14 protein-coding genes and 1 pseudogene are annotated in these 14,810 nt (G+C 43.4%); 6 read left to right on the top strand and 9 right to left on the bottom strand.

Annotation, left to right across the window (positions count from 1 at the left end; all coding sequences use genetic code 11):
• Window positions 1-46: 46 nt before the first annotated feature.
• The 5 genes from ACQ4XT_RS07495 to ACQ4XT_RS07475 form a co-directional block, all read right to left on the bottom strand.
• A complete protein-coding gene (locus tag ACQ4XT_RS07495; RefSeq protein WP_446853137.1) occupies window positions 47-589 on the bottom strand; it encodes a YwhD family protein in 543 nt (180 codons plus the stop codon).
• Window positions 590-654: 65 nt separating this feature from the next.
• Window positions 655-1,239, bottom strand: a complete 585-nt coding sequence (locus ACQ4XT_RS07490) for a GNAT family N-acetyltransferase (protein WP_446853136.1) — start codon at window positions 1,237-1,239, stop codon at window positions 655-657.
• A complete protein-coding gene (locus ACQ4XT_RS07485; protein WP_446853135.1) occupies window positions 1,236-3,260 on the bottom strand; it encodes an ABC transporter permease family protein in 2,025 nt (674 codons plus the stop codon). The genes ACQ4XT_RS07490 and ACQ4XT_RS07485 overlap by 4 nt, the downstream gene beginning before the upstream one ends.
• Before the next feature lie 101 nt (window positions 3,261-3,361).
• Window positions 3,362-3,862, bottom strand: a complete 501-nt coding sequence (locus ACQ4XT_RS07480; RefSeq protein ID WP_446853134.1) for a YwgA family protein — start codon at window positions 3,860-3,862, stop codon at window positions 3,362-3,364.
• 13 nt (window positions 3,863-3,875) lie between these two features.
• Window positions 3,876-5,171 (bottom strand): HD domain-containing protein, encoded by a 1,296-nt coding sequence (locus ACQ4XT_RS07475; protein ID WP_446855617.1) that lies wholly within the window; start codon window positions 5,169-5,171, stop codon window positions 3,876-3,878.
• Window positions 5,172-5,404: 233 nt separating this feature from the next.
• On the opposite strand from ACQ4XT_RS07475, the gene lipL reads away from it, so the two are divergent.
• Window positions 5,405-6,247 (top strand): octanoyl-[GcvH]:protein N-octanoyltransferase, encoded by an 843-nt coding sequence (lipL, locus tag ACQ4XT_RS07470; protein ID WP_446853133.1) that lies wholly within the window; start codon window positions 5,405-5,407, stop codon window positions 6,245-6,247.
• 104 nt (window positions 6,248-6,351) lie between these two features.
• Here lipL and pta read toward each other — a convergent pair whose 3' ends face one another.
• On the bottom strand, window positions 6,352-7,323 hold the full coding sequence (gene pta, locus ACQ4XT_RS07465; protein WP_446853132.1) for a phosphate acetyltransferase: 972 nt from the start codon (window positions 7,321-7,323) through the stop codon (window positions 6,352-6,354).
• A gap of 256 nt (window positions 7,324-7,579) precedes the next feature.
• On the opposite strand from pta, the gene hemQ reads away from it, so the two are divergent.
• The 5 genes and pseudogenes from hemQ (at window position 7,580) to ACQ4XT_RS07440 (ending at window position 11,832) form a co-directional block, all read left to right on the top strand.
• Entirely contained in the window at window positions 7,580-8,317 is a 738-nt protein-coding gene (hemQ, locus tag ACQ4XT_RS07460) for a hydrogen peroxide-dependent heme synthase (protein WP_446855615.1), read from the top strand.
• 592 nt (window positions 8,318-8,909) lie between these two features.
• A protein-coding gene (locus tag ACQ4XT_RS07455) for an IS3 family transposase (protein ID WP_446853131.1) occupies window positions 8,910-10,258 on the top strand; the annotation gives its coding sequence in 2 pieces (ribosomal slippage) (window positions 8,910-9,398 and window positions 9,401-10,258; 1,347 coding nt in all).
• Window positions 10,259-10,600: 342 nt separating this feature from the next.
• Window positions 10,601-10,966, top strand: a pseudogene (locus ACQ4XT_RS07450) (cell wall hydrolase).
• Window positions 10,967-10,987: 21 nt separating this feature from the next.
• Window positions 10,988-11,494, top strand: a complete 507-nt coding sequence (gerQ, locus tag ACQ4XT_RS07445; RefSeq protein WP_446853130.1) for a spore coat protein GerQ — start codon at window positions 10,988-10,990, stop codon at window positions 11,492-11,494.
• Window positions 11,495-11,583: 89 nt separating this feature from the next.
• Window positions 11,584-11,832 (top strand): hypothetical protein, encoded by a 249-nt coding sequence (locus ACQ4XT_RS07440; protein ID WP_226592858.1) that lies wholly within the window; start codon window positions 11,584-11,586, stop codon window positions 11,830-11,832.
• A 2-nt stretch (window positions 11,833-11,834) separates the two neighbouring features.
• On the opposite strand, the gene ACQ4XT_RS07435 is transcribed toward ACQ4XT_RS07440, so the two are convergent.
• From ACQ4XT_RS07435 to ACQ4XT_RS07425, 3 genes are all read right to left on the bottom strand, one after another.
• Window positions 11,835-12,203: a DUF423 domain-containing protein gene (locus ACQ4XT_RS07435; protein WP_446853129.1), complete on the bottom strand. Its 369-nt coding sequence runs from the start codon at window positions 12,201-12,203 to the stop codon at window positions 11,835-11,837.
• Between the two features lie 12 nt (window positions 12,204-12,215).
• On the bottom strand, window positions 12,216-12,518 hold the full coding sequence (locus tag ACQ4XT_RS07430) for a YwdI family protein (protein ID WP_446853128.1): 303 nt from the start codon (window positions 12,516-12,518) through the stop codon (window positions 12,216-12,218).
• A 746-nt stretch (window positions 12,519-13,264) separates the two neighbouring features.
• Window positions 13,265-14,377 (bottom strand): IS110 family RNA-guided transposase, encoded by a 1,113-nt coding sequence (locus tag ACQ4XT_RS07425; protein WP_446852965.1) that lies wholly within the window; start codon window positions 14,375-14,377, stop codon window positions 13,265-13,267.
• Window positions 14,378-14,810 lie beyond the last annotated feature (433 nt).

The following is a 14,810-nucleotide window of genomic DNA, read 5'->3' as shown; positions in this document are numbered from 1 at the left end:
AGATTTCCCTCTCTACGTAACGATGCTATGACCTTACAGTTATGAATTATTGTACACCTAGGGAATCTTTTAGTTCCTGCGCCGTGTTCTCCCATAATTCCGGTTTAAAGTCACGCAAATATCCGCCGAGCAGCTTCTTCGACTTCTCATCAAGGTGATCGACGACAAACCGCCCCTTCAAGGATTTATCCATATGATTTACATGTTCAGGCATCAATTTGTATCCGCGCTTGATGGACCGGTCCACGACAATCTCACTGGCGGCTACGCCATGATAACACGGTTTTCCTTCCTGGTGATCGACCGTGACCCAAGCGATCCAATATTTTAGTCCGTTTTTAACGACTTCACGATCGGTAATGAACTTGATGCGTTTTTCTACTTTACTACGCGCGTGAAGAGCACCCATATCAACATAGGCTTCGTCTTCATTAGGGTCCACAATAACCGGGGTCATATTCTCCAAACTGATGGAACCGACACCATAACCTCCATGTCCATCCGTGGAATCATCTTTAATGATTGTGAATTGGTTCTTCTTTTTATCGTTGTTTTCACCATTGTTTTTAAATTGATCAAACTCTTTCATAAAGCGATCCTCCTCTTCAATCGTCCTCTTATTTTGTCCCATTTTAACATACAAAACAGTTCTTGTTAGAAGAGATGCTTCATGAATGATTGGTCAAACGTTTGTTTAATCTCCCCATATTCCTTTTTCAGCATCGAAAACACCACAGTATCCTGAAATCTCTCTCCATCAAAATCTGTTTCCCTCAATACTCCCTCTTCGCGGAAGCCAAATTTATTCAAGAGCTTTCGTGACCCCTCATTTCCAGCAAAAATGTCTCCGACAATCCGATTCAGATTCAATATCTCAAATCCATAAGGCAGAACAGTAAGAAGTACTTCTGTCATAACCCCAGTCTTTTGGTAATCCGGGTGAATGACCGCACCCATTTCTGTTTTTCTATGCCACAGATTCAATTTGTGAAAACGGAACAGGCCGATGCATCTCCCTCTTCCATCCTCAATCACCCACGGAATTTCTTTTTGTTTATGAAATCCAACCAGTCTTTCTTCTACATAAGCTTCCATCTCCTCCAAAGACCGGACAGGATGGGGAGTGATGTACTTCATCGTATCCGGACGGCTCATGAACTTGAACAAAGAAGGAGCATCGGTTACTTTTAGTCCTCGCAGCTTCATCTTTTCCATTTCAAAGACAGGAATATGATTCATATCGACTTTCTCCTATATCCATGGTCATCCCGAGATTCATCAGTCCTTTTCTGTTCTGGCACAAACTCAAAATCCGCTTCCTTCAGGGAATCAGCTTTTCTTCCGCGCGTTTCTTTTCTACGAAAAATTTTCTTGAGCCATGTGTTCTGTTCTACAGGTACGCCGACACGACGCTGCTGCACTTCCTTGATTCCCTGTACAATCAACTGCATCGCAACAATCATCGCCATGAAACAAAGGAGTGTAGGAATAATGAGCCACCAGCGCCCGGTCATCAACGAATCCTTGGCTGCTCCAATCATTCCGGACCATTCATAGGTGGTACTTGTTGGTGGGTCTGCTACAAAATCATAACTTACTTTTGTCCCTCCAAAATAAATATCAAACACGCCCAGGTGGATGAAAATAAGCAGTGTCTGGATAAACTGCTGCCCAAAAATAATTCCCATGCGTGCGCTCAAATGCGGCATTAAGTGCTTCCACAACAAATGAACAGAACTGCCGCCAAGCACCTTTGTACTTGTTACGAACTCCTCTTTCATAATCAATTTCATCTCATTACCGAACAATGTTATAACAAGCGGAACAGCTAAAAGTGTCAAAATGATTCCCTGATAAAGGATCCTCTCTGTTTCTGTCGTCGTAAACCCGCCCGGAGGCATCCATAACACCGGCTTCAATAGTAAAAAGGCGATGATCGTCATCGGTAAGAAGTGCATGCTATCCACAAGTTTTTCAAAAACGAGCTGTATCTTTTTTGGGAGAAAGAAAGCAAATGGAATAGCTAAAAGGAATCCAATGGCCATTCGCAGGAAAGCAATTACAAGACCGAAAATGATCGTGTATTTCGCGCCGACCAGAATTTGGTCGAGTACGCTGAAACCGAGAGCATCGGTACCTAAAAATACATACTCCGGTGTGTGTGGCATCGAACTGACTAGTTTCCCTTCATCATCATAAATCAGTCGAAACTGATCGATCAGCGGCTCTGCGGTCATGGTATAAACGATACTTACGATGAGAGCGCCCGCAATGACCGTAAATCCTAAGAGAAACTTTACGTTTTTAAAATGGGCCCCGATCTCTGATAACGCATGAGAAAGCCAACCCCCGCCCCCTTTGAAGGAAATAGATCCTAGAAAACTGTTCATACGGGTAGCGATTTCTTCCGACTCCTTCTCATCCTTAAACAGGAACAGTTCTGTGCCTTGATAGATGATATAAAAAGGTGTAAACAGCATAAGAAGGATAAAGCTTGAAACAATCGGTCGAAAATCATTGAGAAATGCGGTCGTAATCCCGTTCATATTGAAAATATATTCAATGATCAACAGACTCGACAACGCCCCCCATACAATGATTTTTGAGTGGTAGAACGTGCTTTTTCCGATGTTCCGAAAGATATGTACACACAAAATGCCAGCTTTCTCCAACCCTTTTCCCCTGGCCATCTGCACATAAGATTTCGTCCATTCTTCTTCGATCAATGCGAGGATGATTTTATACATCGTCACCATAGGCAGGACGGCAATTGCAAGCATCGGAAGCAGGTAGACTTGATCTCCCTGCCCAAGGGAAGCAAAGGAAATCAGCAGAATTTCTGTTTGTTTATAGAACCAAACAATGAACAACTGTATAGAGAAAGCCAACAATAAATCAGGTACACTCTCAAGCAAGCCAAGGATGCGATCGACGACGGAACGCAGCCATTTCGGTAAAAATACGGTAAGGAAAGCGCCTGCGAATGCGAGAACGAAGCCTAATAGAATGCCTCCGAAGAAAACAGTCATGGAGTATTGGTAAGGGTCCCACAAATGTTCAAAAATCGGTACAGGACGTCCTTTGAATAAATAGTTCCAATCTCCCGGGTTCACGACAGAACCAACGAGCTGATTCAACTCTTTTATGTAATTTCCTACATCTAAAAACGCTCCTCCCCTGAACAACGCGGGGGAAGTGCTGATCAATAGAATTCCGACTATACCGAACATATAATACCCAGCAAATTTAATGACCCTCATGCCCGTAGACCTCCACTCTACTTTCGGATTATGTTTTTTCAATTATCTGACATTACAACCCAATAAAAAAGGTGTACTTCATCGTACACCTACATTTTATCTTAATGAATGGAACGCAAATGTTCAATAAATTTCCATCCTTCATCAATATCTTCTTGTGTGTAATTTTGAGCACTTTTCACTGTGAATACTTTTTCAGCAATTTCTTCTTTCGGTAAGTGCTCGAAGAAAAGCATGGTGGAAACAAGCTCAAGGAAACGGGAACTGCGTCCATTCATTTCTTCGATATGCTCATTCAATGGCGGTAGATCCATCTCATAGTGGGTCAGAAAATCTCTCCCGCTATCGGTCAGTTGATAACGGTATTGATAATAATTCTTCTTTTCTTCTTTCGTCTCACTAATAAAACCAAGATTACACATTTCTTCAACTCTTAGTGTCAGTTCCTCCGAATAAGGGCCGTAAAAATGGAACTGATAGCGCTCTTCAAAAGGGATTTCACACTTTTTCAGTATGTAAATCATCTTCTGCAACTTTTTTCGACCTACAATTTCATGAGTGCTTGAGAAAAACTGCATCAACTTCGCATGATTCTCCAACATGGAGGTTCACTCCTTATCCAAACAATATTTCCATAATCCGCTTCTTCGTTTTACTTCGATTCGACATTTCCTCAAGACGATCGAGAGGAATATATAATTTATGGTCCGTCCGTTTTTTACCCGAAATCGATTCGACAATATCTGAAAGCCTGGACAGTTCCTTCAACTCGTCATTTGGCTGCAGAAGGTGAATGGGCAGCCTCTCCCCTTCTTCACCCGGGCGGTAAAAGTCATACGGAAGGTCTGAACTTGAGTCCACGACTAAATAATAGTCAGGATTCAGACCGGCTTTTGTGAACAGTTTATATAGTTCCATCCATTCGTTCATCTGGGAATTCGGATTGAACTCTATATACTTAAAAAGTTTACGGTTCACGAATCGATGGCATAAATCACTCAATACCGCATCTTCTTCTTTCATCCACGTCTGAAAATAATAAAGGACGACCGCCTCATCCAGCGCCAGATATTCTTCTAGTGAAGGCTCACCAGAAAAGAAGGACAGGAAATGCACCGGTTCTAATTTGAAACTGTATCCTTCTTCGTACAATTCCTTCGCACGGTGAAGAATTTTAGTTAAAATGACTTCCGCACTTCTCGTTACAGGGTGGAAATACACCTGCCAGTACATTTGATAGCGACTCATAATATAATCTTCAACTGCATGCATGCCGCTCTCTTTAACGACGACCTGATCTTCCATCGGCCTCATGACTCGAAGAATCCGCTCCATGTCGAAATGACCATAGCTGACCCCTGTAAAATAAGCATCGCGCTGCAAATAATCCATCCGGTCCGCATCAATTTGACTAGATATTAAGCTTACGACGAGCTTGTTTTCGTATGTCTTATTGATGACGTCGGCTACTTTTTTAGGAAAGCCTTTTTCCACTTTACTGAGGACCTTATTCACTTCGGTATCTCCAAGTAAAATCGCCTGGGTGAAATCTTCATGATCCAGCTTGTACACTTTTTCAAAGGAATGTGAAAAAGGTCCATGACCAAGGTCATGCAGAAGAGCAGCACAAAGACAAAGCAACCGCTCCTCCTGATTCCAGTTCGGACGGTCTTTGAAGTTCTCAATGATTCTTCTTACGATTTCATAAACACCTAAGGAGTGGTTGAAACGGCTGTGTTCAGCTCCATGGAACGTCAAATAAGAGGTGCCGAGCTGTTTGATTCTGCGGAGCCGCTGAAATTCAGCCGTTCCGATCAAATCCCAAATCACCCGTTCTCGAACGTGGACATAACGATGTACGGGGTCTTTAAAAACCTTTTCTTCACTTAACTTCTCATCACGATAGGCCATCATTTTGTCCTTTCTACACGACATTTTTATCTATTATATACCTTAAATTCCGACAAAAAAACATCTTGACAGACAGAAATTGACAGGTAGTCACCTTGAAACCTGTCTATAAGCGCTCTAACATTTGATATGAATTTTTTATCCAACAAAGAATTTTACAACCGATCTTCCATTCATGCAAGAGGCGACTTTTGGTATAATGGACGTTGCTAATAAAAAGGAGAACGAATGCTATGAGTGAACTACATCCATTATTAAAACCAGATACGTATCGCTTTATCGACCAAAGCAATTTAGGCCCCGGATTTTCGGCTTTACAGTCTTTTGCAATGGACGATGCGTTGTCGATCAGTGTCGGTGAACGCATAAGCCCGACAACAGCAAGGCTCTGGGTCCACCACGATACAATCGTACTCGGAATTCCCGATGCCCGCCTTCCTTATATAAAAGAAGCCATCCAACATTTGAAGTCGAACGGTTATGATGTGATCGTCCGTAATTCCGGTGGGCTTGCCGTTGTTTTGGATGACGGTGTTTTGAACCTTTCCCTCATCTTCCCAGATTCTAAACAGGTAAACATCCATGACGGCTATGAAGCGATGGTATCGTTTATACGCCAACTATTTTCCGATTTGACGGACGGGATTGAAGCTTATGAAATCACGCAATCCTATTGTCCTGGAACCTATGATTTGAGTATTGATGGTAAAAAATTCGCAGGCATTTCCCAGCGCAGGGTAAAAAACGGTTCCGCTGTCCAGATTTATCTTGACGTAAGTGGCAGCGGTGCAGAACGGGCAGCTCTTTTGAAGCGGTTTTATGAACTGGGCAAACACAACGAAGAAACCCGCTTCAGCTACCCTGATATCGATCCAAATGTTATGGCGTCTTTAAATGAGTTATTGGGCACGAATCTCACAGTTGCCGACGTACGTGACCGCATCTTGATGAAATTACACGAACTCTCAGGTCATCTTGTCACCCATGCTTTAGAAGGAGACGAAATCGACTGGTTTCATAAGCGGTTTGAGCAAATGATCAAACGAAACGAAAAAGCGCTCGACAACCTGGAATAAGGATGTCGAGCGCTTTTCTATTTCTTCGCCCGGGTTTGAGCGATTCTTCTCCCGGTTTGAACAAAAAAGCTCGCTGGACGTTGTCCGCGAGCTTTTTCTCTTCCTTATAGAGCTTGAGCAGCAGTAATGATCGCGAGCTTGTACACGTCATCAGAATTACAGCCGCGGGATAGATCGTTTACCGGCTGGTTCAAGCCTTGTAGAATTGGACCAACGGCATCAAAGTTACCCAGGCGCTGAGCAATTTTGTAACCGATATTCCCTGCTTCAAGGCTTGGGAATACAAACGTGTTCGCTTCACCCATTAGTGGAGAATCCGGAGCTTTTTTCTCGGCTACAGATGGAACGAACGCCGCATCAAATTGGAATTCACCATCAATTAATAGATCATTGTTTTGTTCTTTGGCGATCTCAAGCGCTTGTGTCACCTTCTCCGTTTCAGGGGACTGAGCAGATCCTTTCGTTGAGAAGCTCAACATGGCAACTTTTGGATGGATGTCGAATAGCTGAGCTGTTTCTGCACTTGCCAAAGCGATTTCTGCTAAATCCTGACTGTCCGGGTTGATGTTGATTGCACAATCAGCGAAGACATACTTCTCTTCCTCACGGACCATGATGAATACACCGGAAGTTTTCTTAATGCCAGGCTTCGTTTTAATGATTTGAAGAGCTGGACGTACAGTATCAGCTGTGGAGTGAGCAGCACCACTCACAAGTCCGTCTGCTTTGCCCATGTAGACAAGCATGGTACCAAAGTAGTTTCCACCTTGGAGGATTTCACGTGCTTTTTCTTCTGTCGCTTTTCCTTTACGACGCTCAACAAAGCTTGCGACCATCTCATCAAATTCATCGTAGTTGGCAGGATCAAGAATTTCCGCAGCAGAAATATCCACATTCAATTCAGATGCTTTCTGTTCTACTTTTTCTTTATTACCGACTAATACAGGTGTCAACAATCCGTCAGCACCCAATTGACTCACTGCTGTCAGGATTCTTTCATCTAATGCTTCAGGAAATACGACTTTCTTGCCTTTTCCATCAATCTTAGACTTCAAAGTATCAAATAGGTTACTCATGATTAACCCTCCATTTTTTCATTCTGTTATACATGATAAGACCTTTTGTGTTCAAATGAAAGTGGTTCGAATCAAGTTTTCCGTTTGAAGCGATTTCATTTTATAACTTTACCCTATTTCTCTAAAGATGATACTTGTCCAACTGTTCACTCTTTTGTCATACCCGCATCGTTATCTATCCAATTATAAATGTGTTATATTTATGGAGGATATTTTATTAGTACAATACTTCAATGTAAAAGGAGCGATCGATCCCATGCCAGAAGCAGTAGTTACCATGGACGGTTGGTATTGTTTGCATGATTTTCGTTCTGTCGACTGGACAGCATGGAAGTATGCATCAAACGAAGACCGTGAAGAAGCGATCAATGAATTCAAAGAATTGATCGGTCAATGGGAAGAAACAGAACGCAACAAAGAAGGTAGTCATGCTTTATATACAATTGTCGGTCAAAAAGCAGATTTCATGATGATGATTCTACGCCCGACAATGGAAGAGCTGAACGAAATCGAAACGACCTTCAATAAATCCAAACTGGCCGAATTCACAAAGCCTTCTTATTCGTATGTCTCTGTCGTAGAGCTTTCCAATTATATGGGGAGTGCGAATGAGGATGATCCTGAAATTCAGGCACGTCTACGCCCTACCCTTCCAAAGTGGAACCATATTTGCTTCTACCCGATGGACAAGCGTCGTCAAGGCGATGACAACTGGTATGTCCTTGAAAAAGATGAACGTGCCAAACTTATGTATGCCCATGGAATGACAGGACGTCAGTATGCCGGAAAAATCCGTCAGATCATTACCGGATCCATCGGTTTTGATGACTGGGAATGGGGCGTTACGTTATTTGCTCATGATGTGCTTCAATTCAAAAAGCTCGTATATGAAATGCGCTTTGATGAAGTAACTTCACGTTATGGTGATTTCGGATCTTTCTATATAGGAAACCTCCTCAAGCCAGACGCTGTCGAACAATTTTTACAAGTATAAAGAAGAAAGCTGCCAGCCCATCTGGCAGCTTTTTTTTATACCCAATATCCTCCACTAACGCTCCCTATTCTTGAAGACTCAGTTTCGAGATGTTTGTGTGGTTCTGGGGGCTCCTGGAAAAGGTTCGCTTTCCATGGGGCGGGCGGTGAGCCTCCTCAGGCTACGCCTTCCGGGGTCTCACCTGTCCCACACGTCCCATAGGAGTCTCACCGTTTCCCTCCGCCCCTTTACTTTATAAGTGTCTCGAAACCACTTCTAAAAGGGACAGCTAGTATGGTTGAAGGAAGTGGATGATTAGAACACATGTATTCATAAGTAAGGTTCCAATCCTTCTCCCCCGGGCGGGCATATAGTGTGTTGTATCAAGCATTCGCGTATCCTAAACGTCAATGGGATAGAGTTTATATCATTCACTACTCATAACCATACAAGTGATTTTTTAAGTAGTGGTTTCGAGAACCTTACTTGGTTAAGGGGCGGAGGGGAATGGCGAGACTCCTGCGGGAAAAAAGTGCAGGGTGAGACCCCACAGGACGCAGTTGAAGTGAACCCCAATAGTTGGACACTTATCCAACCAAAAGGGGGACTTGTTTTGAAAAGATTTACGAATGACGAGAAACATCAAGCTGTGCGTCAATACTTACATGGTTCGGCCGGCTATGGTCAACTTGCGAGGCAACTCAACGTGGATACTTCTTCCTTAAGGTATTGGGTGAAATTAGTGGAACACCATGGAGACCAAGCATTTTCCTTCCCCTATACAAACTATTCCTCGGCCTTTAAACTGAGGGTAATTCAGTTTATCGAGGAAAAAGGGTATTCCATTCGTGAGGCCTCCGCTATCTTTCACATTCCCGACTTTTCCATGGTCCGAAGGTGGAAACGCAAGTGGGAAGCCGGTGGCATGGAAGCCCTTGAGTCTAAACGAAAGGGGAATCAACCTATGCCACACCGTAAAGGTAATAAAAACGAAAAACCTTCCAAATTCAAATCCATGGAGGAAGAACTGGAATACCTACGGATGGAGAACGCCTATTTAAAAAAGTTGAGAGCCTTGGTCGAAGAAGAAGACAACCGTCAATCGAAAGGCAAAAAGTCCAAGCGGTCTTCGAACTAAGGCATACCTTCCCTGTGAAAAAACTAGTGAAAGTAGCTGGGATCTCCCGCAGCACGTATTATGACCAGATCAAGCGAATGAATAAACCAGACCCCGACCATGCCTTAAAGGAAAAAATCAAGACAATCTATTATAAAAATGACGGTAAGTATGGATACCGTCGTATTCAAAATGAGTTGGAAAACAAGGGTACTCATGTAAACCATAAGAAAGTGTATCGCCTTATGAGAGAATTGGGTCTTCAAAGTCTTGTAAGGATGAAGAAATATAATTCCTACAAAGGTAAGGTTGGGAAAGTCGCTGAAAACTTGTTGAACCGGGAATTCAAGGCTGATAAACCAAATCAGAAATGGGTCACAGACATCACGGAATTCAAGCTCTTTGGTGAAAAACTATACCTGTCTCCTATCCTTGATCTTTTTAATGGTGAGATCATTTCTTTTACGCTTGGCACCCGTCCTACCTATGCCCTTGTCGAAGAAATGTTAGAAAAGGGCCTCAAACAATTGGATGAGAATCACAACCTACTGATGCATTCCGATCAGGGCTGGCATTACCAAATGCCACAATACCGTCAACGACTCAAGGAAGCTGGGGTTACGCAGAGTATGTCCCGGAAGGGCAACTGTCACGACAATGCGGTGATTGAAAACTTTTTTGGGATCATGAAATCAGAGCTCCTGTATTACAAAGAATTTGAGAGCATCAATCACTTCAAGAAAGAATTGACCGTCTTTATGGATGATTACAACCACGAACGGATCAAGTCAAAACTTCGGATGAGTCCAGTTCAATACCGTGAAAAATTTGAGAAAACTGCTTAATTACATAGTGTCCAAGAATAGGGGGTCAGTTCACAGTCCGAGGAGGCTCACCGCGCTCCCGCGGAAAGCGAGCTATTCCCCGCAGCCCCACCCACTCAATAAAAGTCTCGAAACTGAGTCTTCCACAATCCTGCCATATTGTTGAAGAACAGCAAAAGGACCATCCCTTCTTGGGAGGTCCTTTTTTGTTGTCCATCAGAAAATATTTTTAATCATATCTCCATGGGCGTCCAACATATAGTGTTAAAGAACATGCAATCATGCCTTTATTCAAGTGAGGTGACCGCATGGCTGTTGTCCCCTTCGATCAGGTTAATGTCACATTAACGATCAACAATACTTATGAGAACAGAGGCTGAATGCGAAGGTAAACGAGGCATGCTTATGGTCGGAAATAGAGGAGTCAACCATGTGCGAGGGGATGGCATCGATTGTTCGGACATCGTTCATAAGATGGTGTTCCATAGTCACGCAAGCTTTGAGGCTACTCAAAAGGGATAGTTCTACCAAAGGGCACGGGAAAAGACAGACGGACTGCAAGGATGACGAAAAACGATGAGCAGCTCCACCCTCCCACGAACTTACTTTGGTTTTTCAAATCTTCTGGAGAACTGTCCAGCTCAGTGGTTCGGCCAATGGAATACAGGCAGATTCAAATCCCACTGCTTCTATTCTCCGACTCGGTCTGACCGTCCTAGTGTTTATTAATTCCAATAAGGAGTGATTGATTTGGCACAAAAGAAACCGCAAATGGGCGGACAGGGTCAGGGGCAAGGTCAGGGACAGCCGATGTATGGCGGCCAATCCTCCCCATATTTCGGCCAAAACCCGTATATGAATTACTATCCAGTTTCACCCATGCAAGGCCAGGGAACCCAGCCTCCGAGTCAACAAGGCGGCTTTCAAGTTCCGCAAATGCAGCAAGGACAATATAAAGGAGGCGTCAACCCTCCGAATATGCTACCTTCCGAAGAATCATACATCGAAAACATTTTACGACTGAATTCCGGAAAGCCCGCCACCGTGTATATGACTTTTGAAAACAACGATCAGTGGAACGCTAAGGTTTTCAAAGGCATCATTGAAGCCGCAGGAAGAGACCACATCATACTCAGCGACCCTCAAACAGGGAAACGTTATTTACTCTTGATGGTTTATCTTGATTACATTACATTCGACGAAGAAATCAACTACAATTACCCCTTTGGCACCGGCCAGGGAATGCAACCTCGTTAATGAAGCAAAAAACTCGCTATTTCGGTAGCGAGTTTTTCATTTCCATATTCAAAAGTACTGGCTAAACGCCAAAAGAAAAGGGTGTACACATGCGACCTCCATATGAAAGTTACCAAAGAGCCCAGTTAGGTGCCCTTTTGTTAGCTGTAATTCTCGCCGTGGTCGGTTTATTCCAGCTCGAACACCAATGGATCATCTTACTCATGTTCTATGTGTTAGCGGCGAGCTTTGCTCTGGAAGGGATGCTCGAAATGAAAAGGCAGCAAAAAGTAAATGCCATCATTCAACTTTTGAGAGCGGTCATCCTGCTGTTTTTTACAACCATCCTCTACTTCTAAGATTAAAGATTCTTAATGATTGCGTAGCCCAGCAAAATCCAGCCGATCAAAAATGACAAACCACCAAACGGAGTTATCATAGCAAATACTTTAATTCCAGACGTCGCATAGACGTAAAGACTTCCGGAAAACAGCAGGATTCCAATTAAGAAAAACCACCCAGCACCTGTCATGGTACCGGCCTGGATTTTGCTCATCAATAAAGCTGTGACGAACAAAGCCATCGTATGGAACATTTGATAGTCCACGGCTTTCCCCCATTGATCCAATCCTTTTTCGGAGACTTTGCCTTCGAGTCCATGAGCCCCGAAGGCACCTAAAGCGACGGCTAAAAACCCATTTATTACGGCTAATATCAAAAAGAGCTTCATTACTTCTCCCCCTTAAAAATCAAAAATGGAAGACCCATTGGCCTCATCATGATCGACTTTTGTTTCTTTATTCTCTTTCTGGACGGGCTCAGGACGGCTGCCTGCTCCCATCATCTTGCGGATTTCTTCTACTGTTGGTTCTTGAACCGCACCCGGTGAACTTTGCGTGCTTGTCTCGTCTTCCAACAGTAAGTCAGCAAGCAATTTAACTGAACGCACATGCTCCCTCACTTTTTGCTCATCTCCATGCTGCAGCATAGCTTCCTGTATCTCACTGGACATCTTTTTCAAGACCGTTTTGTTGGTGATTGTCATAAATCATTTTCTCCTTTTCCATAAAAGATGGTTCTCTGTCGTAGTTTAACATGTTCCCCTCCCCCCTGTCCTTTTCTCTCCAGCAGTTTCATCAAATGTTAAAAAGTTACCATGCAAAATCCCTCTAACCAATATTCCAGATAAGCTCCTTTTACTTGAAGACTCAGTTACGAGTCTTTTGTTGAGTGGATGGGGCTGCGGGGAATAGCTCGCTTTCCGCGGGAGCGCGGTGAGCCTCCTGATATGAACGAAACTGTCAAGATACCCCTACTACATTTATCGTTGGATTAAAATAAGACGCTTTAAAGAAGAGAAGCTGTTTTTAGCTTCTTTATCAATGGTGGATTTTTGTCTTGATAAGACACAGTGGGTCCTTCTTTAGCTTACTGATTCCTTCTCATCCCTTGGAGTGGCTGTCAAGTGCTTTCCTTGACTGTCACTCCAAGGGATGAGACTCTATTTTCAAGCTTAAGAAGATACTTTCCTCCTTTTCGTTAGACGATGAGGGCACGGCACGAAGGCAAAAACTCAGCTGCGGTTAGCATTCTGATATTCGTGGGTTTTCACATTTTATCTTTCCGTATAAAGGACGTTTCCACTAACTCGGAACGTGCGTTAATCTGAGTAGATATAGCACAAAGGAGGCACGTGGGTTTTCCTTTCCGGTGTTCTTCTTTGCCTTCGAGCCCTAATCTCATAAATCTATGGGTAAGAGACTTACGTTTCATCTTTTTATATCTCAGTGCTTAATGGCAGATTTCTTCATCTAATTCTTGAGTCACAGCCCAAATAAATCCTGCCAATTCTCTGGCTACGGCGGTGATTGTTTTCCCCTGTTCTTTTCCTCTAGATAATAAACGAAAGTATTTATTGTGAAGTCTGTGTTGGGCTTTCCAAGAGATCGACAGAATATTGGCCGGCTGTCCTTTTTGTCGTTTTTTCAAATCTCCTTTTACAGCCGGTTGGTGTCGATAACTCCAAGAAGACTCAATCAATAAACGCCTCACATGACGATTTCCTGTTTTCGTGATACTTCCTTGTTTACGACTTTCCCCACTCGACGATTCGCTCGGAATCAACCCTACATACCCCATGAAATGTTTAGCGGTTGAAAAGCGTTTAAAGGAACCAATCTCAGCGACAAGACTTACAGCCGTAATCTGAGCTATTCCCCTTAAGGATTGGAGAGCTTGAATCGTAGGTGCATGAATGCCTTCCGCCGCTTGGATATGAATTTCTTCTTCAAAGCGTTTAATACGCTGTTCAATTTCTTGAAGATGGTGGTAATATTCTTGAAAGACGCAACGTAATAAAGAATTTTCAAGCTTAAGCGCATTTAGCCATTCCCGATATTTCTTTGTCCATGCGTTTACTCCGCTAGGTGGTTGAATGGAATGGCGAAGTAAGAACTTGGTCAAACGGTGTTTAGCCCTTAACTCGTCTTCTTTCGCATCTTCGCGAGCTCTCACAAGATCACGAAGAGCTTCGTCTTCGTGGGTAGGAACATAAATCGAAGTTAACTCACCAGCTCGGTATAATTGAGCGAGGCGGATGGAATCTCGTCGATCGGTTTTAATACGTTCCCCTGGCCTTTGGGGTATTAGAGACGGAGCAATAACCTCACAATGAAGTCCTAAGGCAAGAAACTGCCTGTACAATGGGTATCCAGTAGGTCCAGCCTCATAGCAGAAACGCAAGGTGGAGGGATCTCCGAGTTTTTTCACTAAGTTTCTTATTCCTACTGGGGTGTGAGGAATAACTCCAAAATACCTCGGATTCTCTCTACCTTCCTCCGCAATAGCAACAGCAATTTTTTCTTTTGATACGTCTAAACCTACGTATTTAATGGTATCCTTCATAGTAACTAGCTCCTTCCGTAATGTAGCTCTGATTTAGGTAGTGTTTTTAACAGTAAACAGTCTACCCAACTCAACCTACGATTTTACGAGTAAGGGGCTAGTTTCGTTCATGATAACTCGGACTGCGTCCTGTGGGGTCTCACCCTGCACTTTTTTCCTCTACGATATCCGGTTCCGGCGCCTAGCGGCTAGTGAGACTTCCCTCGCTTCTGTACGATAAGTCAACATCGAATCACTCCGTTCTTCGTGTTTCCTTTATCTCCGCCAGCTCAGTCCAGTCCATACGCCGCTGATCGAGACGCCTGCACACTTAAGTTAGGAGTCTCGCCATTCCCCTCCGCCCCTTTGCTATATATGGGTCTCGAAACCACTACCCGAATAATCAGCTATTCAGTGTAATGGGAGTATAAGGATACTCCCAAGCCGAGGTACT

The organism is Halobacillus sp. 12SKB, assembly GCF_052941655.1.
Note: the sequence above shows the minus strand (reverse complement) of the source record. Positions and strands in the feature narration are given on the sequence as shown.